Below are 24210 nucleotides of genomic sequence, written 5' to 3'. Positions count from 1 at the left end.
CCGCCCCACCGCCTCCACCACCGCGCCACCCGTACCGCCCCCGAAAGGTGTCTCCTCGTGACCGAGACCGTGTCCCAGCCCGTATCGGACTCCGAGCTGCACCGCATCCTCGTGGCGTGGAACGACACCGACTGCGGGCAACCGCCCGCGACCTGGCCGGAGCTGTTCGCCGGCCAGGTCGCGGCGCGGCGCGACGCGATCGCGCTGGTGTACGAGCAGACGAGCCTCACCTACGGCCAGCTCGACGCGGCCGCGAACCGGCTCGCGCGCACCCTGATCGCTCGCGGCGCGGGTCCGGAGCGCGTCGTCGGACTGTGCCTGCCCCGCTCCGCGGAGATGATCGTCGCGCAGGTGGCCGTGCTCAAGGCCGGCGCGGCCTACCTGCCACTCGACCCCGACTACCCGGCCGAGCGCATCGCGTACATGGTCGACGACGCGCGCCCGGTGTGCCTCGTCACGACGACGGACCTCGCCGCCGCCCTGCCGGACGGGACCGCCCCAGCCGCCGTGCCGGTGCTGGTGCTCGACGACGCCGCGACCCGGGCCGAACTGGCCACGGCCCCGGAGACCGCACCCTCCGATGAGGACCGGGGCGGGTCGCTGAGCCCGCTCGGCGCGGCGTACGTGATCTACACCTCCGGCTCGACCGGGCGGCCCAAGGGGGTCGTCGTGTCCCACGCCGGAGTGGTGAAACTGCTCGCCACGGCGACCGAGCGGCTCGGCGTCGGGCCGGACAGCCGGGTGCTGCAGTTCGCGTCGCCGAGTTTCGACGTCGCGTTCTTCGACCTGTGCCTCGGCTTGCTCACCGGGGCGCGGCTGGTCGTGGTGCCCGCCGAGCGGCGTGTGCCGGGGCCGGAGCTGACCGAGTATGCCCGCGCCCACGGCATCACCTTCATGATCCTGCCCCCGGCGCTGCTCGCCGCCCTGCCCGAGGGCTGTGACCTGCCCGAGGGCACGACGCTGCTGGCGGGTACCGAGCGCATCTCGACCGCGCTGGTGGCGCGTTTCGCCCGCGGTCGGCAGATGTTCAACGCGTACGGCCCCACCGAGGCGACCGTGAACTCGACGCTGGGCCTGTGCGAGCCCGACATGGACCCGCTGGCCAGCGTGCCGATCGGCGTGCCGGACCCGGGCACCCGCTGCTACGTGCTCGACGCGCGGCTGCGCCCGGTGCCCGTCGGCGAGCTGGGCGAGCTGTACCTCGGCGGCCCCGGCCTGGCCCGCGGCTACCTCAACCGGCCCGGCCTGACCGCGACCCGGTTCGTCGCCGACCCGTTCGGCGCGCCCGGCGAGCGCCTCTACCGCACCGGTGACCTGGTGCGCTGGCTGCCCGACGGGCGGCTGGACTTCACCGGCCGCACCGACGACCAGGTGAAGATCCGCGGGTACCGGGTCGAGCTGGGCGAGGTCGAGTCGGTGCTGCTGCAGCACGACGCCGTCGGGCAGGCCGTCGCGGTGGTCCGACAGGACCGGCCCGGCGACAGCAGGCTCGTCGCGTACGTGGTGGGCCGCGACGGGCAGGCCGTCACGCCGGCCGAGGTGCGCGCGTACACCCAGGGCTTCCTGCCCGAGCACATGGTGCCCGCGGCCGTGGTGATGCTGGACCGACTGCCCGTGACGACCAGCGGCAAGCTCGACCGGGCCGCGCTGCCCGCGCCCGACTTCACCGCGATGACCGGCGGGCAGGCCGCCCGCGACGACCGCGAGCGGCTGCTGTGCGACCTGTACGGCCAGGTGCTCGGCCTGACCGGCGTCGGCGTCGACGACGACTTCTTCGCCCTCGGCGGCGACAGCATCGTGTCCATCCAGCTCGTCATCGCGGCCCGCCGTGCCGGGCTGACCGTCACCCCGCGGCAGGTCTTCGAGCGGCGCACCGTCGCCCGGCTGGCGCTGGTCGCGGTCGCCGCCGATCCGGCCCGCGCCGACGACCCGCTCGCCGGGGTCGGCGAGCTGCCGCTGACGCCGATCATGTCGTGGCTGGACGGCTGCGGCGGCGACGTCGACGCGTTCAGCCAGTGGCTCGCGGTACGCGTGCCCGCCGGTGCGACGCGCGAGACGCTGGCCGCCGCGCTGCAGGCCGTCACCGACCGCCACGACGTGCTGCGCTCCCGCCTGGACCGGGCCGCCCCGGGCCGGGCCGGACGGCTCGTCGTCACCGCACCGGGAACCGTCGCCGCGGCCGACCGGCTCCACCGCGCCGACGGCGGCGCACCGGACCCCGAGGCGCTGCGCGAGCGGCTGGACGCGGCCGCGCGGGAGGCCGGGCAGCGGCTCGACCCGACCGGCGGCGTGATGTTCCAGGCGGTATGGCTCGACGCCGGAGCCGACACCCCCGGCCACCTGCTGGTCATGCTGCACCACCTGATCGTCGACGGGGTGACCTGGCGCATCCTGCTGCCCGACCTCGCCGTCGCGTACGCCGACGCCGCCGTGGGCCGCCTGCCTCGCCTCGCCCCGATCGGCACGCCGCTGCGCACCTGGGCGCAGCAGCTCACGGCCGCCGCCGAACACCCGGACCGGCTCGCCGAACTCGACCTGTGGACCGGCCTGCTCGACGGCGACGACCCGGCCCTGTCGCACCGCGCCCTCGACCCGGTCGCCGACCTCGCCTCGGTGCGCCACCTCACCCTGCACCTGCCCGCCGCCGCGACCGCGCCGCTGCTGACCACGGTGCCCGCCGCCTGGCACGCGGGCGTCAACGACGTGCTGCTCACCGCGCTGGCCACGGCCGTCAACCGGTGGCGGGCCGCCCGGGACATGCCGACCCCGCCCGTGCTGGTGGCGCTCGAAGGCCACGGGCGCGAGGAGGAGATCGTGCCCGGCGCGGACCTGTCCCGCACCCTCGGCTGGTTCACCAGCATCTTCCCGGTGCGCCTGGACCTCGGCCCGGACCCTGACGACCTCGGCGCGGCGCTCAAGCACGTCAAGGAGCGGCTGCGCGCCCTGCCCGACCACGGCGTCGGCTACGGCCTGCTGCGCCACGTCAACCCGGAGACCGCGCCGCTGCTGGCCGCGCTCCCGCAGCCGCAGATCAGCTTCAACTACCTGGGCCGCTTCGGCGTTGACGAGCAGGGCGACTTCACTCCACTGCCCGGCGTCGGCATGCTGGCAGGAGGCTACGACGCGGCGATGCCGGTCGCGCCGTACCCGCTGGAGGTCAACGCGTTCGCGCAGGAGGGACCGGACGGGCCGGAGCTCGGGGTGACCTGGGCGTTCCCGGCGGACCTGCTGGCCGAGGACGCGGTGCGGGAGCTGGCCGAGGGCTGGTTCGCCGCGCTCGGCGAGCTGGCCGAGGCCGCCGCCGTGCCGGGTGCGGGCGGGCACACCCCGTCGGACTTCCCGCTGGTCGAGCTGGTCCAGGCCGACGTGGACGCGCTCGCGGCCCTGGTGCCGGGGCTCGACGACGTGCTGCCGCTTTCGCCGCTGCAGGAAGGGCTGCTGTTCCACGCGTACACCGGGGACGGCAGCTACCAGGTGCAGCAGGTCGTCGAGCTGCACGGGCCCGTCGACGCCGACACGGTCCGCCGGGCCGTGGACACGATCGTGGCCCGGCACGCGCCGCTGCGCGCGTCGTTCCACGAGCTGGCCGACGGGCGGCTCGTGCAGGCGGTGTCCGCGACGGCGACCGCGCCGTGGCGGCAGGTCGACCTGTCGCGCATGGAGGCCGCGTCGTCGGCCGAGCTGTGCGCGCAGATCCTCGCCGACGAGAAGGCGGCCGTGTTCGACCCGGCCGTCGCGCCGCTGGTGCGCCATCTGCTCGTCGACCACGGCGGCGACCGGCACACGCTGGTGTTCACGCACCACCACATCGTCACCGACGGCTGGTCGGCCACGGTAGCGCTGCGCGAGCTGATGGCGCTGTACGCCACCGGCGACGTCCGGCTGCCCGCCGTGACGCCGTACCGCGAGCACCTGCGCCGCCTGGCGGCCCGCGACCACGCGGCAGCCGAGGGCGCGTGGCGTTCGGCGATGTCCGGGGTGGACGGCCCGACCCTGGTCGCCGGACCGGCGGCCGAGGACGCCTCCGGTGAGGTCCGGCTGGTGCCTGTGACCCTGCCCGACGGCGCCGGCGCGCGGCTGTCGGCCGCCGCCCGGGCGTACGGCGCGACCGCGAGCACGCTGCTCCACGGCGTATGGGGGCTGCTGCTGGGCCGCCTCACCGGCCGCCGCGACGTGCTGTTCGGCAGCACCGTGTCCGGTCGCGACGGTGACACCCCCGGCGTCGAGTCGATGATCGGCCTGTTCATCAACACCGTCCCGGTCCGAGTGAGCTGGGCCCCGTACGAGCCGCTGCGCGAGGTCCTGTCCCGGCTCGCGCGGGCGCAGACCGCGCTGCTCGACCACCAGCACCTGGGCCTCACCGCGATCACCCGCATCGCGGGCGGCGGCGAGCTGTTCGACAGCCTCGTCACTGTCGAGAACCTGCCCGCCGACGGCGACCTGCGCGACGCCACCGGCACGGTCCGGGCCGCTGACGTGTCCTACCGCGAGGCCACCCACTACCCGGTCAGCCTGCTCGCCGTCCCCGGCGACGAGCTGTCGCTGGTCATCGAGCACGACCCGGCCCGCCTTCCCGCGGCGACCCTGGCCCGGCTGCGCACCGGGCTGCCCGCGCTGCTCGACGCCGTGCTCACCACACCGGACCTGCCGGCGGGCGCGATCGACCTCGGTGACGCCCCCACGCCGCTGCGCGGTGAGTCCACCGCCGATCCGCTGCACGAAGGGCCTCCGGTCCCCGGCGCACACGGCACCGGCCTGGCCTGGCTCGTCGCCGCGCAGGCCGCCCGCACCCCGCAGACGACCGCCGTCATCGCCGCCGACGAGCAGCTCAGCTACGCGACGCTGACGGCCCGCGCCGCCGCGCTGGCGGCGCGCCTGACCGCCCGGGGCGCAGGGCCGGAGCAGGTCGTCGCCGTCGCGCTGCCGCGCTCGGCCCGCCAGGTCACCGCCATGCTCGGCGTGCTGTACAGCGGGGCCGCGTACCTGCCGGTCGACCCGGCGTCGCCGAACCTGGACGCGGTGCTCGCCGACGCCGGGGTCGCCACCGTGGTCACCACCCCGGACCTGCTGTCCCGGCTGCCCCGCCGGGCCGGGCTGTCCTACGTGCTCGCGGGGACCGACGAGGCCGCGGGCACGCCGGCACCCGTGGACCCCGAGCATCCCGCGTACGTCATCTACACCTCCGGCTCCACCGGACGGCCCAAGGGCGTGCTGGTCACGCACCGCGCGATCGGCAACCAGCTGGCGTGGTCGCAGCGCACCTTCGGGCTGCACACCGCCGACCGGATGCTGCAGCTCGCCCCGGCCACGTTCGACACCTCTGTGTGGGAGCTGTTCTGGCCGCTCACCGCCGGCGCGGCAGTGGTGCTGCCCGAGCCCGGCGCGCAGCACGACCCGGCCGAGCTGGCCGCGCTCATGCGGGCGCATCGGGTCAGCGCCGCGACGTTCGTGCCGTCCATGGTGGAGGCGTTCCTGCTCGCCGACGACCTGCTCGTGGACCGCTCGTGGGTGCGCGACCTGCGCTGGGTCTCCTGCGGTGGCGAGGCGCTGACCGGTGACCTGGCTCGGCGCTGGGAGTCGGCGACCGGCACCCGCCTGGACAACTTCTACGGCCCGACCGAGACCGCCGTGCAGGTCACCTGGTGGCCCAACGTGGGGGAGCACGGCCCGGCCGTGCCGATCGGCGGCCCCGTGGCGAACACCGGCCTGCACGTGCTCGACGACTGCCTGCGCCCCGTGCCCGTGGGCGTGCCCGGCGAGCTGTACGTCTCCGGCGCGCAGCTGGCCCGCGGTTACCTCGGCCGCGCCGCCCTGACCGCGTCCCGGTTCGTCGCCGACCCGGCCGGCGCACCCGGTGAGCGTATGTACCGCACCGGCGACCTCGTCGTCCGCGCCGCCGACGGCACGCTCACCTACCTGGCCCGCACCGACCACGAGATCAAGATCCGGGGGGTACGCATCGACCCGGCCGACGTCGAGTCGTGGCTGACCAGCCGCCCGGACGTGGCCCAGTCCGCCGTCATCGCCCGCACCGACGGACCCGGCGGCGTCCAGCTGGTCGCCTACGCGGTTCCGGCCTCCGGCCGCGTGCTGGACCCGGCCGCGCTCCGCGAGGCGGCCACGGCCGCGCTGCCCCCGGCCCTGGTCCCGGCCGCGCTCGTCGTCCTCGACGCCCTCCCGCGCACCTCCAGCGGCAAACTCGACCGCGCCGCCCTGCCCGCCCCCCGCCCGACCGCCCTCGGCCACCCGGCACCGCTCGATCACCCGACTTGCCAGGCATGTGGGCGAAAGCACGGTCAAGATACGCACGAGTGCCAGGCAACTCGGACGATCACGGGCGAGGCCGCGACCGGACCGGTCGCGGTGCTGTGCGAGATCGTCGGGGCGGTCCTGGGGACCGCGCCGGTCGGGCCGGACGACGACTTCTTCGCCCTCGGCGGCGACAGCATCCTGTCCATCGGCGTGTCCAGCCGTGCCCGGCGCGCGGGGCTGCCGATCAGCCCGCGCGGCGTGCTCGCCGCCCGCACCCCGCGCCGCCTGGCAGACCTCGCCGCGGCGGCAGGTACTCCGTCGTCGCACCACATCGAAAATGATGTGGCCACATCAAAAACGATGTACTCACCCACCGGGATGTCCTCCGCTGCGCCGGAGATGGGTCCGGCCGGTGCCGGGTCGGCAGGCCCAGCGTCGGCCGCCGCCGTGGCCGGGGCAGCGGTGACCTCGGGCGACGGGGTAGGGGACGTGCCGCTGCTGCCGATCGTGCACTGGCTGCGCGACACCGGGGTGGCGATCGACCGGTTCACGATGCCGATGCTGCTCGTCACCCCCGCGGGAGCCGATGAGCGGTCCATCGCCGCGACGCTGCAGATCGTGCTCGACCACCACGACGGCCTGCGGCTGCGCCTGCAGCGCATCGCCTCGGTGCTGTGGACCCTGCGCACCGAGCCGACCGGCACGATCGCCGCCGCCGACCTGCTGGCGCGTGTGGACGTGTCGGGCGTGGACGACGCGGCGCTGCCGGAGCTGCTGGCCGAGCACGCCGCCACGGCCACCGCGCTGCTCGACCCCGACGCGGGCAGCGTGCTGCGCGCCGTCTGGTTCGACGCCGGCGACCGGCCGGGCCGCCTGCTGCTGGCAGCACACCACCTGGCCGTCGACGGCGTGTCCTGGCGCATCCTGTTCGAGGACCTCGCCGCCGCCTGGCACGCCGCCACCTCAGGCACCGCCCCCTGCCTGCCGCCCGTGGACACGTCACTGCGCAGGTTCGCCCACGCCGTCACCGCGCAGGCGCAGCAGCCGCAGCGCCTCGGCGAGTTGGAGCACTGGGCGAAGACGCTCGCCCCCGGCGCGGACCTGCTGCCCGGCGCGGTCCTGCCGGCTCAGCCGGGCGCTGCCGACACCACGGACTCCGGCAACGCCGCCACCAGCCGGATCACCGCACTGCCCGCCGACGTGACCGCGTCACTGCTGTCGGCGGTGCCCGCGCTGGGTGGCGAGATCACCGATGGACTGCTGGCCGCGCTGGCCACGGCGGTACGGGGCTGGCAGGAACGGCACGGCCGGGCCGCCGGGGAACTGCTCGTGGACGTCGAGCGCCACGGCCGGGAACAGCTCGAACCCGACCTGGACCTGTCCCGTGCCGTCGGCTGGTTCACCAGCGTGCAGCCCGTGCGGCTGCCGGTCGCCGACGCCGACCCGGTCGCGCTGATGGCGGCCGTCGGCGAGCGCGTGCGGGCGGTGCCCGACGGCGGCATCGGCCACGGCATGCTGCGCCACCTCAACGCGCAGACCGCGCCGCTGCTGGCCCGCCTGGCGACGCCGCAGGTGCTGTTCAACTACTTCGGCCGCTTCCCGGCCGCGACCGGGGCCGCGTGGACGCCCGCCCCGGAGTCCGCCGCGACCACCCCGGTCAACGGCGGCCTGCCCGCCACGCACCTGCTGCAACTCGACGTCGTGGCCGCCGAGGGCCCGCGGGGCACCACCCTCACCACCACCTGGACCTGGCCGGCCGGCCTGCTCACCACCACCGACCTCGACGAGCTGGCCGACCTGTGGCACCAGGCGCTGACCGCCCTCGCGGCGGCGGCCCCCGCGCGGCGGGACACCCCGGCGTGTCCGCTGCTGGAGCTGACCGCGGACGAGGTGGGGCGGCTGGCCGCGGTCAGCCCGGGGCCGGTGTCGGACGTGTGGCCGCTGTCGCCGCTGCAGGAGGGCCTGTTCTTCCACGCCAGCTACGACACCGCGACGCTCGACGTCTACACCGGACAGGACGCGTTCGACCTCGGCTACCGCGTCGACGTGGAGCGGCTGCGGCGGGCGGGGCGGGTGCTGCTGGCGCGTAACACGGCGATGCGGGCAGGGTTCACCAGTGAGGGGCTGTCCCGCCCGGCGCAGTTCGTCGCCGACGGGCTGGACCTGCCGGTGAGCGTGGCCGACCTGGCGGAGCTGAGCGACGAGCAGGCCGCGGCGCGTACCGCCGAACTGATGGCCGCCGACCGGGTGGCCCGGTTCGACCTGGCCCGGCCGCCGCTGTGCCGGATGCTGCTGATCCGGCTGCCGAGCGGCCGCGACCGCCTGGTCATCACGCACCACCTCATCCTGTGGGACGGCTGGTCCGAGGAGCTGTTCGTCGAGCAGCTGTTCACCCTGTACGAGCGCGACGGCGACGCGACCGGGCTGCCCGTGCCGGGCTCGTACCGCGATCACCTGGCCTGGCTGGGCGCGCAGGACGAGCAGGAGGCCGCCGCCGCGTGGCGCGAGGCGCTGGCGGGGCTGGCCGAGCCGACGCTGATCGGCCCGGCGGACCGGACCCCGGCCCCGGCCGTGCCGCGGCGCGTCGAGGCGCGGCTGCCCGAGCAGGTCAGCGACCGGGTCCGGCAGGTGGCGCGCGAGCAGGGGCTGACCCTGAACACGGTGCTGACCACCGCGTGGGGCCTGACCCTGGGCGCGCTGACCGGCCGCCCGGACGCGGTGTTCGGCATGACCGTCGCGGGACGGCACAGCGAGGTCGAGGGGGTCGAGGACGTCATCGGCCTGTTCCTGAACACGGTCGCGATGCGGATCGCGCCGCGGGCGGGCGAGCGGGTCGGCGACCTGCTGCGCCGCGTGCAGGACCAGCGCCTGGCGCTGATGCCGTACGACCACGTCGGCCTGGGCCAGGTGCAGCGCGACAGCGGGCACGCGACCCTGTTCGACACGCTGTATGTGCTGCAGAACTTCGTGGACGAGGACGGCAGCGCCGACCTGCGCGCCCGGCACGGCATCGAGGCCGTCGACGGCGTCGACGCCACCCACTACCCGCTGACGCTGGTGGTGACCCCGCAGCGGGCGATCCGGGTGGCGCTGGACCACCGGCCCGACATCGTGGACGGCCCGGCCGCCCAGGCGGTCCTGGACCGGCTGCTGGTCGTGCTGGACCGGCTGGTGTCCGGCGTGGACGCGCCGGTGCGCGAGCTGGACCTGCTGCTGCCCGGCGAGCGCGACGCGCAGACCGCCGAGTGGGCGCGCACCGGGCATGGCATCGGCGAGCTGACCGTCGCGGACCTGCTCGCCGAGCAGGCGGCCCGGACACCGGACGTGACGGCGCTGGTCGACGGGGCGCTGACGCTGACGTACGCCGAGTTCGACGCGCGGATCAACCGGATGGCGCGGCTGCTGCTGTCGCGGGGCGCGGGCCCGGAGACCGTGGTCGGGCTGGCCCTGCCGCGGACCGTGGACATGGTGGTGGCGCTGTTCGCGGTGCTGCGCACCGGTGCGGCGTACCTGCCGCTGGAGCTGGACCTGCCCGCCGAACGGCTCGGCTTCATGATCGAGGACACCGCGCCGATGTGCGTGCTCAGCACGTCGGCGGTCGTCGGCCGGCTGCCCGGCGGCCTGGCGAACCTGGTGCTGCTGGACGACGCGGACACCCGCGCCGAGCTGGCCGCGTACGGCGGCGGGGACCTGGCCGACGCGGAGCGGCCGCTGTTCGCGCCCGGGGTGGCGGGGCGGCTGGACCACCCCGCATACCTGATCTTCACCTCGGGTTCGACGGGCCGCCCGAAGGGCGTCGTCACGGCGTACCGCGGCCTGACGAACATGCAGCTCAACCACCGGGAGGCGATCTTCAACCCGGTGATCGAGGCCGCGGGCGGGCACCGCCTGAAGGTCGCGCACACCGTGTCGTTCGCGTTCGACATGTCGTGGGAGGAGCTGCTCTGGCTGGTCGAGGGCCACGAGGTGCACGTCTGCGACGAGCAGCTGCGCCGCGACGCGCCCGCGCTGGTCGCGTACTGCGACCGGCACGGCGTCGACGTCGTCAACGTGACCCCGACCTACGCCCAGCACCTGATCGAGGAAGGGCTGCTGGCCGACGGGCCGGGCCGGCACCGGCCGCCGCTGGTGCTGCTCGGCGGCGAGGCCGTGTCCGACGCGGTCTGGGCCGCACTCCGCGACACCCCCGGCACGCTGGGCTACAACCTGTACGGGCCGACCGAGTACACGATCAACACCCTCGGCGGCGGCACCCTGGACAGCGACACCCCGACCGTCGGCGCGCCGATCTGGAACACCCGCGCGTACGTGCTCGACACCATGCTGCGCGAGGTGCCGCCCGGCTCGCCCGGTGAGCTGTACATCGCCGGCATCGGCCTGGCCCGGGGCTACCACCTGCGCCCGGACCTGACCGCCGAGCGCTTCGTCGCCGACCCGTTCGGCGCGCCGGGCGAGCGCATGTACCGCACCGGCGACCTGGTGCGCCGCCGTGCCGACGGGAACATCGACTTCCTCGGCCGCACCGACGACCAAGTCAAGATCCGCGGCTACCGGGTCGAGCTGGGCGAGATCGAGTCGGCGCTGGGCACCCACCCGGCCGTCGCGCACGCGGCGGTGATCGTGGACAGCTCCGGTGACGGCGCGAAGCGGCTGGCCGGCTACGTTGTACGCGGCCCCGGCTGGGCCGGCCCCGATGAGACCGTGCTGCCCGCGCTGCGCGAGCACCTCAAGCGCACCCTGCCCGACTACATGGTGCCCGCGGCCCTGATGGCCGTGGACCGGCTGCCGCTGACCGTCAACGGCAAGCTCGACGTGCGCGCTCTGCCGAAGGCGACCGTGCTCACCGGCGCGGCGAGCCGCCCGGCGGCGACCCCGGCGGAGGAGACGCTGTGCGAGCTGTTCGCGCAGCTGCTGGGCGTGCCCGCGGTCGGCGTGGACGACAGCTTCTTCGAGCTGGGCGGCCACTCGCTGCTGGCGATCCGCCTGGTCAGCCGGGCCCGCACCGCGCTGGGCGCGACGCTGTCCATCCGGGACCTGTTCGAGGCCCCGACGGTGGCGCAGCTCGCCGCCCGGATCGACCCGGCCGCCTCGACGGCGCGGGCCGAGCTGGTGGCCCGTCCCCGGGCGGGCGAGCTGCCGCTGTCGGCGGCACAGCAGCGCCTGTGGCTGCTGGAGCAGCTTGCGGGACCGTCGGCGGCGTACAACTTTCCGCTGGTCGTCCGCCTGCGCGGACCGCTGGACCGGGCCGCGCTGCACGACGCCCTGCACGACGTGGTAGCCCGGCACGAGTCCCTGCGCACCGTGTTCATCGCGGTCGAGGGCGAGCCGTCGCAACATGTCCTGCCCGCAGACCGGGCCCGCCCGGTGCTGAACCTGGTCACGGCTGCTGATGTCGCCCAGCGCGCGCTGCTCGTCGGCGACGGGGCCGCCCACCCGGTGAACCGCGCCGATCACGTCTCGGCGCAGGCCGTCGCACCCGTGGCGCAGCTGATTGACGAGGTGCTGGCCCGCCCGTTCGACCTGTCGGGTGAGCTGCCGGTGCGCGGCACGCTGATCGAGGCCGGGCCGGACGAGCACGTGCTCGCACTGCTGCTGCACCACATCGCCACCGACGAGTGGTCCGACGGCCCGTTCCTGCGCGACCTGTCCACGGCGTACGAAGCCCGCCTCGCCGGGCACGCTCCGGCGTGGACGCCGCTGCCGGTGCAGTACGCCGACTACACGCTCTGGCAGCGTGACCTGCTCGGCGATCCGGCCGACCGGGACAGCCTCGCCGCGCGGCAGCTCGCGTACTGGACGAATGCCCTGGCCGGTGCCCCGGAGGAGCTGGCCCTGCCGACCGACCGGGCCCGCCCGGCGACGCCGGACGCCCGCGGCGGCTCGGTCGGCCTGACCCTGCCCGCCGCGACCGGAGCCCGCCTGCGCGAGCTGGCGTCGTCGGCCGGGGCGAGCCTGTTCATGGCCGCGCACGCGCTGGCCGCAACGCTGCTGCACCGCCTCGGCGCGGGCGACGACCTCCCGCTCGGCGCGCCCATCGCCGGCCGTGGCGAGGAGGGGCTCGACGACCTCGTCGGCTTCTTCGTCAACACGCTGGTGCTGCGCACCGACCTGTCCGGGTCACCGTCGTTCACCGAGCTGCTGGCCCGGGTACGGGAGACCGACCTGGCCGCGTTCGCCAACGCCGACGTGCCGTTCGACGCGGTCGTCGAAGCGGTCAACCCGGCCCGCTCGCCGGGCCGCAACCCGCTGTTCCAGGTCATGGTCGTGCACCGCAACCACGCCGAGGACTGGGCCGGGCTGTCCGGCCTGGACTGCTCGGATGAACCGTTGGCGACCACCACGGCCCGGTTCGACCTGGTGGTGGAGGTGCTCGAAGGCGCGGGCGACGAGCTGGAGTGCCTGCTCACGTACCGCGGCGCGCTGTTCGACCGGGCCACGGTCGAGCTGCTCGGGCGTCGGCTGGCGCGACTGGCCGACGCGGTCTGCGCCGAGCCGGACCGGCCGCTGGCCGACCTGGACCTGCTCGTCGAGGGCGAGCTGGACCAGGTGCTGCGCGGGTTCAACCAGACCGCCCGGCCGGTGGCCGAGCTGACCCTGCCCGAAGCGTTCGCGCTGCGGGTGGCCCGTGCCCCGGAGGCCGTCGCGGTCATCGACGGGGAGCGCGAGGTGTCCTACGTGGAGCTGGCCGCGCGCGCCGGGCGGCTCGCGCGGGTCCTGGCCCACCAGGGCGTACGCCCCGAGAGCGTGGTCGGCGTCGCCGTGCCCCGCTCGCTGGAGACCATCGTGACCGTGCTCGCCGTCAACCGGCTGGGCGCCGCGTTCCTGCCGCTGGACCTCAACCACCCGGCCGACCGCCTCGCGTACATGATCGAGGACTCCGGGGCGGTGCTGGTGGTGACCACGGGCAAGGCCAAGGGCCTGCTGCCCGAGACCGACACCCCGGTCCTGGTGCTGGACGACGTCACCGACGCGACCCCGGTCCGCCCGGTGCTGCCCGCGCCGAAGGGCCTGGACCACGCCGCGTACGTCATCTACACCTCCGGCTCCACCGGCCGCCCCAAGGGCGTGACGGTGTCGCACGAGGGCATCGGCAGCCTGGTCGAGACCGCGGTCGACCCGATGGGCGTCACCGCGGACAGCCGGGTGCTGCAGTTCGCCTCGATCGGCTTCGACGTGTTCGCGTTCGAGGTGTCGATGGCGCTGTGCACCGGGGCCGCGCTGGTCATCACCCCGGACGAGGCCCGCACGCCGGGCGCGGCGCTGTCGGAGCTGCTGTACGCGCACGGGGTCACCCACGCGATCCTGCCGCCGTCGCTGGTGTCGATCCTGCCGCCCGACGCCGACCTGCCCGAGGGCCTGTGCGTGCTGGTCGGCACGGAGACGGTGCCGGCCGGCCTGATCAACCGCTGGGCCGGCCACCTGAAACTGTTCGCCGCGTACGGCCTCACCGAGGCCACGGTCAACTCGACCCTGTGGCGGGCCGTGCCGGAGTGGGACGCGCCGGTGCCGATCGGCCGCCCCGACCCGAACACGGTGACGTACATCCTCGACGAGCGGCTGCGGCCGGTGCCGGTCGGTGTCGTCGGAGAGCTGTACGTCGGTGGTCGCGGCCTGGCCCGGGGTTACCTCGGCAAGCCGGGCCTGTCCGCGTTGCGCTTCGTCGCCGACCCGTTCGCCGGGCCGGGGGCGCGCATGTACCGCACCGGCGACCGGGCCCGCTGGAAGGCCGACGGCAACATCGACTTCCTGGGCCGGGCCGACAACCAGGTCAAGATCCGCGGCTTCCGGATCGAGCCGGGCGAGATCGAGGCGGTGCTCGCCGGGCACGACACCGTCCGCCAGGCCGCCGTGGTCGCCGACCGCACCGGCGAAACCACCAGGCTCGTCGCGTACGTCTCCCCGGACGGGGCGGCGGACCCGGCGGCGCTGCGCGCGCACGTCGGCGTGGTGCTGCCCGAGTACATGGTGCCGTCGCTGGTCGTGGTGCTCGACGGCCCGCTGCCGGTGAACCCGAACGGCAAGGTGGACCGCAAGGCCCTGCCCGCGCCGGACTGGGGTTCGCTGGCCGGCGACGCCAAGCCGGCCACGGCCAGGCAGCACCAGCTGGCGGAACTGTTCGCGGAGGTCCTCGGCCTGCCCGAGGTCGGCGTCCACGACAACTTCTTCCACCTGGGCGGCCACTCCATGGCCTCGATGCGCCTGATCGGCCGCGTGCGCACCGCGCTGGGTGCCGACCTCGCGATCCGCGACGTCTTCGACGCCCCGACCGTCGCCGAGCTGGCCGAACGCCTCGACCGCGCCGTCGCGGGCGACCGCCCGCGGCTCGTCCACACCAGCCCCCACGACCGGGCGGCCTGCGGCGCGGCAGCGGAGTCCGACGGCGACCTGGCCGACCGGCTCGCGCCGGTACAGCTGCACCCGTGGCGGCTGCACCGGGCCGTGGACCGGCCCGGCTGGGACATCGCGTTCGCGGTGCCCGCGTCCGACCTGGACGTCGTCGCCCTGGACGCGGCCCTGCGCGACGTGATCACCCGGCACCAGCCGCTGCACACGGTGGCCGGAGCCGATGGCACGATGCGCCGCTCGCTGGGCGACCGGGTGCTCGAACCGGTCGCCGACGACGGCACGCCGCTCGCGTTGCGCCTCGACGTGCTGGCCCGGGAGACGATCGACCTGGGCGAGCAGCCGCCGCTGCGAGCCCGCCTGGTCGTCGGCTCCGACGAGCACGGCGCGCAGCGGCGCACACTGCTGCTCACCACGCACCACCTGGGCGTGGACGAGTGGTCCGTGGTCCCGCTGCTGCGCGACCTGGCCACCGCCTACGCGGCTCGGAGTACAGGGCTCGCCCCGGCGTGGGAGCCGCTGCCGGTCGACTACGCCGACTACACGCGCTGGGCGTACAGCCTGCTCGGTGACCCGGAAGACCCGGCGAGCCGGCACGCGCGGCAGCTGGCGTACTGGACGCAGGCCCTGGCGGGCATGCCCGACCTGGACCTGCCCGCCGACCGCGCCCGCGACGGCGTGGTGTCGCGGCGCGGCGAGACGGTCGAGTTCCTGCTCGACACCGGCCTGCACCGCGACGTCGACGAGCTGGCCAGGCGCACCGGCACCAGCATGTTCATGGTGGTCCAGGCCGCGTTCGCGACCCTGCTCACCGGGTACGGCTGCGGCACGGACCTGCCGATCGGCAGCCTCGTCGCGGGCCGCACCGAGGAGGCGCTGACCGACCTGGCCGGCTGCTTCTACAACACCGTCGTCATGCGCACCGACACCTCCGGCGACCCGGCGTTCACCACGCTGCTCGACCGGGTCCGGGCCGCCGACCTGGCCGCGCTCGACCACCAGGACGTGCCGTTCGCGGCGGTGCTCGACGCCGCCGCGCCGGGGCTGGACGGGCCGCGGGTGATGGTGGTGCACCACGAGGAGGCCCGGCTCGGCGACGGCGTGCTGCGCTTCGACCAGATCCCCACCGGCACGGTACGCGCCGAGCTGACCGTCAGCTTCTACGAGCCCGCCGGGGACACCCCGGTGCACGTGGAGCTGGAGTACGCCACGGCCCGCTTCGACCGGGCCACCGCCGACCGGATCGCCGCCGACCTGGTGAGCGTGCTCACCGCTGCGGTGGCGCGACCGGAATCGACCCTGTCCGGGCTCGTCCCGGCGACCGCAAACCCGCCGGCCCCGGTCGGCGCCGATGTTCAGGAGAAGTCATGACCAACCCGTTCGAAGACGCCGACGGCCGCTACCTCGTGCTCGTCAACGACGAGGACCAGCACTCGCTGTGGCCCGCCTTCGCGGCCGTCCCGGCGGGCTGGCACACCGTGTTCGGCGAGGACACCCGCGAGGCCTGCCTCGCCTACGTCGAGACCAACTGGACCGACCTGCGTCCCCGCACCCTGCGCGAGCGCATGGCGGCCGCCGCGGCCTGACCGCGCCACCCCAAGATCATCCGACTTGCCGGGCACCTGTGCGTATCTTGCCCGTTGATGCGCACAGGTGCCCGGCAAGTTCGGCGATCACCGCGGTACGCCCGGCGCGGGCGGCGGCTCTGCCGGATCGTGCTTCAATCGGGTCATGGGCCTCGGTGAGCTGCGCGCGTTGCTGGATCGGCACGCCCGGCCCGACATGAGCACCGCCATCGACGGCGTGCTCGTCTCGAAGGTCGACCGGCAGAGCCGGCCCGCGCCGTCGATGACCGGCAGCGTCATGGCGCTCATCGCGCAGGGCGCGAAACGCATCGCGCTCGGCGACCGGGTGTACGAGTACCACGCCGGGCAGTACCTCGTCGCATCCGTGGACCTTCCGGTCACCGGCAACTTCACCAAGGCCGGCCCGGACCGGCCGGCGCTGGGCTTCGGACTCGTCCTGCACCCGCCGACCGTCGCCGAGCTGCTGCTGCAGGCCGCACCGGGCGACGTGCCGCCCACCGGCGCCGCCGCGCCGTCCGCGATGGTCGTCAGCGACGCGCCCGCCGAACTCGTCGACGCCGTCGTCCGGCTGCTGCGCCTGCTCGACCGGCCCCGGGACGCCGCGGTGCTCGCGCCGCTGATCAAGCGGGAGATCCTGTGGCGGCTCGTCACCGGCGAGCAGGGTGCCGTCGTACGCCAGCTCGGCCTGGCCGACAGCAGCCTCACCCACGTCGCGCGGGCGGTGCGCTGGATCCGCGAGCACTACGCGCAGACGTTCCGGGTCGAGGACGTGGCGAAGCTGGCCGGGATGAGCGTGTCCGCGTTCTACCGCAACTTCCAGGCGGTCACGGCGATGAGCCCGATCCAGTTCCAGAAGCAGATCCGGCTGCAGGAGGCGCGGCTGCTGCTGGCCACGCACCCCAACGACGTCACCGGCGTGGGCCTGCGCGTCGGCTACGACAGCGCGTCGCAGTTCAGCCGCGAGTACCGCCGCCAGTTCGGCGCGCCGCCCAGCCAGGACGCGGCCCGGCTGCGCGACTCGCCGCTCGGCACGGCCTCGGCCCTGGTGTGACACGGCGTCGGGCGACGCCGTGCCACACCACCGGATCACAGGTTGTATCCGCCCGCGACCTCGATGTTCTGCGCGGTGACCCAGCGGCCCTCCTCGCCGAGCAGCGCCGCGATCAGCAGGCCGATGTCGTCGGGCTCGCCCATCCGGCCGAGTGCCGTCCTGGCCTCGATCGAGGCGACCGCCTCGGCATACAGGCTCCAGTCGGCGATGGCGGTGCGGGTCGGGCCGGGGGAGACCGCGTTGACCCGGATGCCGCGGGTGCTCAGCTCCTTGGCCAGGTACTTCGTCAGCACGATGAGGCCGCCCTTCATCGACCCGTACGCGGAGTAGCCGGGCTCCATTCCGGACGGCATCGCCGAGTTGCTGGCCACGTTGACGATCGCGCCGCCGTCGGCCAGCAGCGGCAGCAGAGTCTGGGTCAGGAAGTAGGGCCCTTTGAGCAGCACCCGCATGAACCGGTCGAACAGCTCCTCGGACGTGTCGGCGAACATCGACATCTGCCCGAAGCCCGCGTTGTTGACCAGATGGTCGAACGTGTCCCGCTGCCAGGTGTCGCGCAGCGCCGCGACGACCGACGCGCGGAACGCGGGGAAGCTCGCGCTGTCGCCCATGTCCAGGGGCAGCGCGACGGCCGTGCCGCCCTCCTTCTCGATGCTCGCCACGGTGTCCAGCGCCCCGGACGGGTTGCCGCGGTAGGTGAGGATCACTCCCGAGCCGCGCTTGGCGGCCTGGACGGCGACGCTCTGCCCGATACCGGAGCTGGCCCCGGTGACGATCGCGATCTGCATGGTTCCGCCTCACTGATCAACGGAGCACTCTCGCACCCCTGAGATATCGACGTGACCAGCTAATCAGCGTGAACAGGTCAGATGTTAGAACCATGCTCGCTGTCTCTTGCCTGATCCTACCGCTCGTGCGATTCCATCCGGGTTGGCTGGCAAGTGCGACCCCGGCGGCCTGTCAACGGCCGCCGACGGCGTTCACCAATGCGTCCAGCAGTTGTCGGGTGTGCGGCTCGTCGAGGACCTCGCTGATCCAGGCCGCGGAGTCGGACCGCCGGCGGGAGCGGGCTTCCGGCCGGAGCCAGTCGGTCGCGGCGATCTCGGTGATGTGCCCGAGCTGCGCGATCAGCATCGAGAAGTCGCCGCGCCGGGCCACCGTCCCGGGGCCGCCCGCCTGGCGGTAGGCGGCCGTCAGTGCGCGGGCCCGGCCCGGGTCGGTGCGCGCGAACTCGAACAGCGCGCACCCGAGTTCCTGGCTCGGGTCGGCGGGGCCGCTGTTCTCCCAGTCGATGACGCACACGCCACCGGCGGCGGTGGGCAGGACGTTGTCGGCCCACAGGTCACGGTGGCAGGTCCGTACCGCCGCGGGCGGTTCGAGCCATGCCTCCAGCGCCACCAGCTCGTCGCGCACCTCGGCCAGCCGGCCCGCGAAGGGGGCCCCGGCGGTGGTCAGCTCCCGGACCAGCTCGTCCCAGCGGTCGGGGCCGACCGGTTCGCGGTACCACGGGTCGACCGGCCCATCCGCGTCGCCAGGCACCCGGTGTACGGCGGCGAGGACCGTGCCGACCAGCTCGGGATCGAGGCCGGGATCGGACTCTTCCAGGTCCACCCACTCGTACACCCTGACCTGGCGGTTCCCGACGCGGGCGAACACCGCTCCGGTGGTGGTGCGCCGGACCTGCGGTGTCGGCACTCCGGCCGCGTACGCCGCCTCGTGGAACAGCGTCGCCGCCTGAACCGAGTTCTCGTCGGCCGGGTGGAAGAGGGTCTTCACCGCCCAACGGCCGTCGGCGGTCTCCAGCCGCCAGACCGCGCCCTGGCGGCCCTCGGCGACCGGACCTTCCGTCAGCTTCGCGCCCGCGCCGAGGTCGAACTGCGCCGCGATGTCCATGGCGTCCACCGGTCCACTCCAGCACATCCAGGCACCACCGCGCCCAGCGGGCCGCGCGGATTCCGGATCGTCGGCCCCGCCGCCGGGGTGGCGGTGACGCTGGTCGCAGGACCGTTGGCCGAGGGCGTGCCCGCTGGCAAGATGATCGACATGACGGGACGCGCAGTGCTGGTGACGGGGGCCTCGCGGGGCATCGGAAAGGCCGTGGCGGAGGCGTTCGCGGCCGGCGGTGACCGAGTGGCGATCCACTGCAGAGCGTCGGTGCGCTCCGCGGAGCAACTGCGGGACACGCTGCCCGGCGACGGTCACGTCGTCGTCCAGGCCGACCTGGCCGACCCGGAGGCGGTACGCGCCATGGTCGACGGCGCGGCCGCGGCGCTGGGCGGGCTCGACGTGCTGGTCAACAACGCCGGAGTGTTCACCCCGCACCCGATCTTCGACACCTCCTACGAGGACTGGCAGCAGCAGTGGCGGGCCACCCTCGACACGAACCTGGTCGGCGCGGCCAACGCGATCTGGTGCGCGGCACGGCACATGCGCGAGCGCGGTGGCCGCATCGTCAACGTGTCCTCGCGCGGCGCGTTCCGCGGCGAACCCGGCCAGGTCGCGTACGGCGCGAGCAAGGCCGGGCTGAACTCGCTGACGCAGTCGCTGGCGGTCGCGCTCGCCCCGCACGGCATCGCCGTGGCCGCGGTCGCGCCGGGTTTCGTCGAGACGGACATGGTCAGCGAGCACCTCAAGTCCGACCGGGCCGACGAGATCCGGGCGCAGAGCCCGTTCGGCCGGGTCGCGCAGCCGGAGGAGGTCGCCGCCGCCGTGCACTGGCTGGCATCGCCGCAGGCGGAATGGGCGTCGGGCACGATCATCGACCTCAACGGCGCGTCGTACCTGCGTACGTGATCCACCGAATTGCCTGGCGTTTGTGCGTATCTTGAGTGCGTGTTCGCCCAGGTGCCGGGCAGGTCGAGCGGTCTTGGTCAGCCGACGGCCCGGGCGAGGACGTCGGCCACGGCGACGCGGGCCGGATCGGGGTCGGCCCAGCTCCAGTTCGGGTGGGCCCGGTTGGTGAGCAGGGCCAGGACGAGCCGGCGGCCGGGGTCGACGAGCAGCGACGGCCCGGCGAAGCCGGTGTGGCCGAACGTGCGGGCGCTGCTGAGCCGGCCCATGAACCAGCGCTGGTTCAGCACGACGCCGAGGCCGTGCGCGGACGTGCGGGTGGGGCGTTCCGGGTCGACGGCGGGTAAGCCGGTGTTGGCGTCGGTCAGCATCCTGCGCACGGTGGCCTCGGCCAGGATGCGCCTGCCCTGGTACACGCCGCCGTCGAGGAGGAGCTGCCCGATCGCGGCGACGTCGGCGGCGCTGGCGAAGACGCCCGCGTGCCCGGCGACGCCGCCCAGGTGGTCGGCGACGTCGTCGTGCACGGTGCCGCGCAGCAGGCCACGCGATGAGCGGGCGTCGGTCGCGACCAGCCGGGTGCTGCGCGCCCCGCTCGACAGCCAGGTCTTCGGCAGGAAGCCGGTGTCGCGCAGCCCCAGCGGCCCGGTGAGGCCGGTCTTGAGCGCCTGGTCGAGGCGCTGCCCGGTGACCTTCTCGACGATCTTCCCGGCGACCATGAGGCCGACGCTGGAGTACCGGAACGTCCGGCCGGGCACCGCGCCCGACACCAGGGGGCTCGCCAGCACGGCCTTCCACCGTGCCGCGTCGTCGGGCAGGCCGGTGACCTTCGCGCCGACGGGTAGGCCGCTGGTGTGCGCGAGCAGCATCGCGACGGTCACCGCGTCCTTACCGGCGCCGGTGAATCCGGGCAGGTAGTCGGCGACCGGCGCGGCCAGCTCCACCCGACCCTTGTCGACCTGCTGCAGCAGCAGGATCGTGGTGTAGACCTTGGTTACCGAGGCCAGGTCGAAGACCGAGTCGGGGCGCATCGGCACCCGCCGCCCGGCGGGCAGCAGCTTCGGCCCGGCGTCGTAGCGCAGCGCCTCGCCGACCGCGGTGTGCACCGTGGCGTGGCCGTCGACCAGCACGAGTGCGACCGCGCCCGGGAAGCCGTCATGCCGCAGCGTCTGCGCGCCGTCGGGCAGGTAGCGGCGCAGGGTCTTGGCGACGTCGGCGGCGTACGCGGCCTGTCCCGGTGGGCTCGGCGACGCGGACGGGGAGGGCGTGGTCGTCGGGTTCGGTGTCGCCGGTGCGGTGCCGGCGGGCGTGCCGTCGGGCGGCCCCCAGGTGGCGGTGTGGTCGCGTGGTGGCTCGCCGCATCCGGTGACGGCCGCGCCGACCGCGGCCAGACCGGCCCCCAGCAGCGTACGGCGAGCGACGACCATCAAGCGATGATGGCACCGCGGCTCGGAACCCGCCATTCGCCCGATCGAGCGAGGCTACGGCGCTGCCGCGGTCACCGCGGCAGCGGTATGTAGAGGCATGCCCCGGTGGGGGCCTGCCGTCCCCCGGACATCGGCCGCGAGATCCTGATCTTCACGGTGTCGACCGCGTCGTTGTCGAGCGGCAGCGCGAGCACCCGGCGGTGCCGGCCCTTCGGCACGGTGAACGTGGTGGCCCCGGGCGGGTTGAGCGGAGCCAGCAGCGCGGTCAGCCCGCGCAGGTATGGCGCCGAACCCGCCGCCGCGGTCGGCGGCCCCACGGACGGCAGGACCACGCCGCGGCAGTGCAGGATCCGGTCGTCGTGCACGGTCAGGTCCAGTGCCAGCTCGACGATGGGTGTCGCGCTCGCGGAGAGGCCGACCCGGCGCTGCTCCACTCGCAGACTCAGGCCGAACCCGCGGACCGGGGCGTCGCCGGCCAGCGTCGTCACGGCCTTCGCGTCGAGACCGCCTTGCACGGTCTGGCCCGCGGGCTGCGTCCACAACACCGGGCGGGCCCCGTCCGTGCCGGCCAGGAGCGCGGTCTGCACCTCGCTGTACAGGGCTGTCAGCTCCTGCAGCTCGCGCTGCAGGGTGTCGGCTGCCTTGCCCGCCGCGTCGAGGTCGCGCTGACTGATCAGGTTGCGGTCGGCGGCGCGGGTCAGCCAGTTCGTCACCGAGCCGTCCTGGGTGAACTTGGCCTCGTGCAGCATACGCCAGCGGTATGCGGCCCCGGAGGTGTCGATGGCTTCGATGGCGCCTTCGAGTGCCGCCGTCGCGCGGTCGAGCGCCATCGCGGCGTCCGCGGGCGCGGCGAGCAGCGCGTCGCACTTGGCGACGGCGTACTCCGCGTTGGCCACCAGCATCGGCACCTCCATCGCCTCCGCCGCCGAGGCCGCGGCGACGAGCTGTGCGCGGGCGAGGTGGAGCCGGTCGGTGCGCAGCGTGGGGCCCAGGTGCGCCTCGGCAAGGTAGCGGTGTCCGGCGGCCATGGCCTGCTTGTAGTCCCTGACGTCGAGCTTCTCGGCCAGGTCCAGCACTTTGAGCAGTACCGGGTCGGTGGGCGACGCGGTGCGCAGCAACCCGCCCAGCACGGTGGAGATGACGTCGGCGCCGAGCTTGCGGTCCAGATCCTCGCCCGCGAAAGCAGCTTTGAACAGCACCAGCACGGTACTCAGCACGGTAAGTTCCACCACTCGGTCATCATCGGTCCGGCCTGCTCGGCGCACCACCGCCCGGGAGGCTGAAACTTCACGCTGGGCGGGGCGGCGGCCACGGTCCATCATGGACGGTGACTGAGGAGGATGCCCATGCAGGCACACCCGGACGGCCTACGCGACCCGGCGGCACGGCCGACGATCGAACTCGACCACCACAGCGCGGACTACCGCGACCGCTGGCAGGAGATCTCCGACGGCAACGTCGCGTCCTGCCCGGTCGCGCACACCGCCGCCCACGGCGGGACCTGGGTCGTGTCCGGGTACGAGCACGTGGTGGAGGCCCTGCGCGATCACGCCGTGTACTCCTCGTACCAGGACCACACCGACCCGGCCGGGCCGATGCGCGGCACCAGCAACCCGCCGATCCCGGCCCTGAACGTGCCGCAGGAACTGGACCCGCCGCTGCACACCGTCTACCGGCGGCTGCTCAACGGTCCGCTGTCGCCGGAGCAGTCCCGCCGCCGCGAGCCGTTCATCCGCCAGGTCACCGCCGCCTGCCTGGACCGGTTCTCCGAGAAGGGCCAGGCCGACCTGGTCGCCGAGCTGACCAACCCGGTACCGGCGATCGTCACTCTCGGCATTCTCGGTGTGCCGCTGGCGGATTGGGAGCGTTATGCCGGGCCGATCCACCTCCTGACCTATTCGCCGCCCGGCAGCGAGACCTGGACGGAGGCGATGACCGCGGTCGGCGAGATGATGGCGGTGCTGGGCGCGCTGGTCGTGGCCCGCCGAACCGCGCCCACCGACGATCTGATCAGCGTGCTGGCCACCGCGACCGGCGACGACGGCGAACTGCTCCCGCTGGACCACGTCATCGCGACCGCGGGGCTCGTCGTCGCCGGGGGAGTGGACACCACCACGGCCCTGGTCTCCCACGCCCTGCACTGGCTGCACCGCAACCCCGCCGAACGCGACCGGCTGATCGCCGACCCGGGGCTGCTGCCCACGGCCGTGGACGAGTTCCTGCGGGTGCTGGCCCCGGTGCAGTTCATGTCGCGTACGGCGACCCGGGACACGGTGCTCGGCGGTCAGCACATCGCGGCCGGGGAGCGGGTGATGCTGGCGTTCGCCGCCGCGAACCGCGATCCGGCGGCCTTCGACTGCCCGGCCGAGATGCGGCTGGACCGTGCGCCGAACCGGCACGTCGCGTTCGGTTCGGGGGTGCACCGCTGCGTCGGCGCGCACCTGGCGAAGGTGGAGGCGGTGGTGATGCTGGACGAGATCCTGCGCCGCATCCCCGACTACGTCGTCGACGAGCAGGCCGCGCTGCGTTATCCGTCGATCGGCGCGATCAACGGCTACATCGGCATGCCGGCGACGTTCACGCCGACCCCCGCGATCGGCGCGGCGTTCCCGGAGTCCGAGGCCGGCTGAGCTGAGAGTGGGGGGGGGGGGCCCGCGGGGGGGGGGGGGGGCCCCCCCCCCCCCCCCCAAAAAACCCCCACCCCCCCGGGGGGGGGGGGGTGTTGGGCGGGGGGCCAGAAAGGGGGGCGCGGGGGGGGGGGAGT

General features: G+C 74.4%; 9 protein-coding genes. 5 read left to right on the top strand and 4 right to left on the bottom strand.

Features of this window, described 5'->3' with window-relative positions; genetic code table 11:
* Positions 1-57: 57 nt before the first annotated feature.
* The 3 genes from AB0B35_RS32705 (at position 58) to AB0B35_RS32695 (ending at position 17232) form a co-directional block, all read left to right on the top strand.
* Complete coding sequence (locus tag AB0B35_RS32705) at positions 58-15966, top strand: amino acid adenylation domain-containing protein (protein WP_361052875.1); 15909 nt, start codon at positions 58-60, stop codon at positions 15964-15966.
* Complete coding sequence (locus tag AB0B35_RS32700) at positions 15963-16181, top strand: MbtH family protein (RefSeq protein WP_361052872.1); 219 nt, start codon at positions 15963-15965, stop codon at positions 16179-16181. Before AB0B35_RS32705 ends, AB0B35_RS32700 begins: the two co-directional genes overlap by 4 nt.
* Positions 16182-16326: 145 nt before the next feature.
* Entirely contained in the window at positions 16327-17232 is a 906-nt protein-coding gene (locus AB0B35_RS32695; protein WP_361052869.1) for an AraC family transcriptional regulator, read from the top strand.
* 35 nt (positions 17233-17267) lie between these two features.
* Here AB0B35_RS32695 and AB0B35_RS32690 read toward each other — a convergent pair whose 3' ends face one another.
* The gene (locus AB0B35_RS32690) at positions 17268-18020 is read right to left on the bottom strand and encodes an SDR family oxidoreductase (protein WP_361052866.1); all 753 of its coding nucleotides are present in this window, start codon (positions 18018-18020) and stop codon (positions 17268-17270) included.
* A gap of 172 nt (positions 18021-18192) precedes the next feature.
* Positions 18193-19125 (bottom strand): phosphotransferase, encoded by a 933-nt coding sequence (locus AB0B35_RS32685; RefSeq protein WP_361053012.1) that lies wholly within the window; start codon positions 19123-19125, stop codon positions 18193-18195.
* Between the two features lie 150 nt (positions 19126-19275).
* Between AB0B35_RS32685 and AB0B35_RS32680 the strand changes: the two genes are divergently transcribed.
* Complete coding sequence (locus AB0B35_RS32680) at positions 19276-20025, top strand: SDR family oxidoreductase (RefSeq protein ID WP_361052864.1); 750 nt, start codon at positions 19276-19278, stop codon at positions 20023-20025.
* A gap of 77 nt (positions 20026-20102) precedes the next feature.
* On the opposite strand, the gene AB0B35_RS32675 is transcribed toward AB0B35_RS32680, so the two are convergent.
* Positions 20103-21446 carry a serine hydrolase domain-containing protein gene (locus AB0B35_RS32675; RefSeq protein WP_361052861.1) on the bottom strand — a complete coding sequence of 448 codons (1344 nt, stop codon included), beginning with the start codon at positions 21444-21446 and terminating at the stop codon, positions 20103-20105.
* Positions 21447-21517: 71 nt separating this feature from the next.
* Positions 21518-22678: a hypothetical protein gene (locus AB0B35_RS32670; RefSeq protein ID WP_361052858.1), complete on the bottom strand. Its 1161-nt coding sequence runs from the start codon at positions 22676-22678 to the stop codon at positions 21518-21520.
* A gap of 114 nt (positions 22679-22792) precedes the next feature.
* On the opposite strand from AB0B35_RS32670, the gene AB0B35_RS32665 reads away from it, so the two are divergent.
* On the top strand, positions 22793-24076 hold the full coding sequence (locus AB0B35_RS32665) for a cytochrome P450 (RefSeq protein WP_361052855.1): 1284 nt from the start codon (positions 22793-22795) through the stop codon (positions 24074-24076).
* The last annotated feature ends 134 nt before the right edge of the window (positions 24077-24210 follow it).

Source organism: Catellatospora sp. NPDC049133, assembly GCF_040648455.1.
Taxonomy (GTDB): Bacteria; Actinomycetota; Actinomycetes; order Mycobacteriales; family Micromonosporaceae; genus Catellatospora; species Catellatospora aurea.
This window is presented reverse-complemented; position numbering and strand designations above follow the sequence as displayed.

What these genes read in the sequence shown, in the direction of transcription:
- AB0B35_RS32700 (WP_361052872.1), top strand. Translation starts at nt 15,963, where the DNA reads ATGACCAACCCGTTCGAAGACGCCGACGGCCGCTACCTCGTGCTCGTC.
- AB0B35_RS32695 (WP_361052869.1), top strand. Translation starts at nt 16,327, where the DNA reads ATGGGCCTCGGTGAGCTGCGCGCGTTGCTGGATCGGCACGCCCGGCCC.
- AB0B35_RS32690 (WP_361052866.1), bottom strand. Translation starts at nt 18,020, where the DNA reads ATGCAGATCGCGATCGTCACCGGGGCCAGCTCCGGTATCGGGCAGAGC.
- AB0B35_RS32685 (WP_361053012.1), bottom strand. Translation starts at nt 19,125, where the DNA reads ATGGACATCGCGGCGCAGTTCGACCTCGGCGCGGGCGCGAAGCTGACG.
- AB0B35_RS32680 (WP_361052864.1), top strand. Translation starts at nt 19,276, where the DNA reads ATGACGGGACGCGCAGTGCTGGTGACGGGGGCCTCGCGGGGCATCGGA.
- AB0B35_RS32675 (WP_361052861.1), bottom strand. Translation starts at nt 21,446, where the DNA reads ATGGTCGTCGCTCGCCGTACGCTGCTGGGGGCCGGTCTGGCCGCGGTC.
- AB0B35_RS32665 (WP_361052855.1), top strand. Translation starts at nt 22,793, where the DNA reads ATGCAGGCACACCCGGACGGCCTACGCGACCCGGCGGCACGGCCGACG.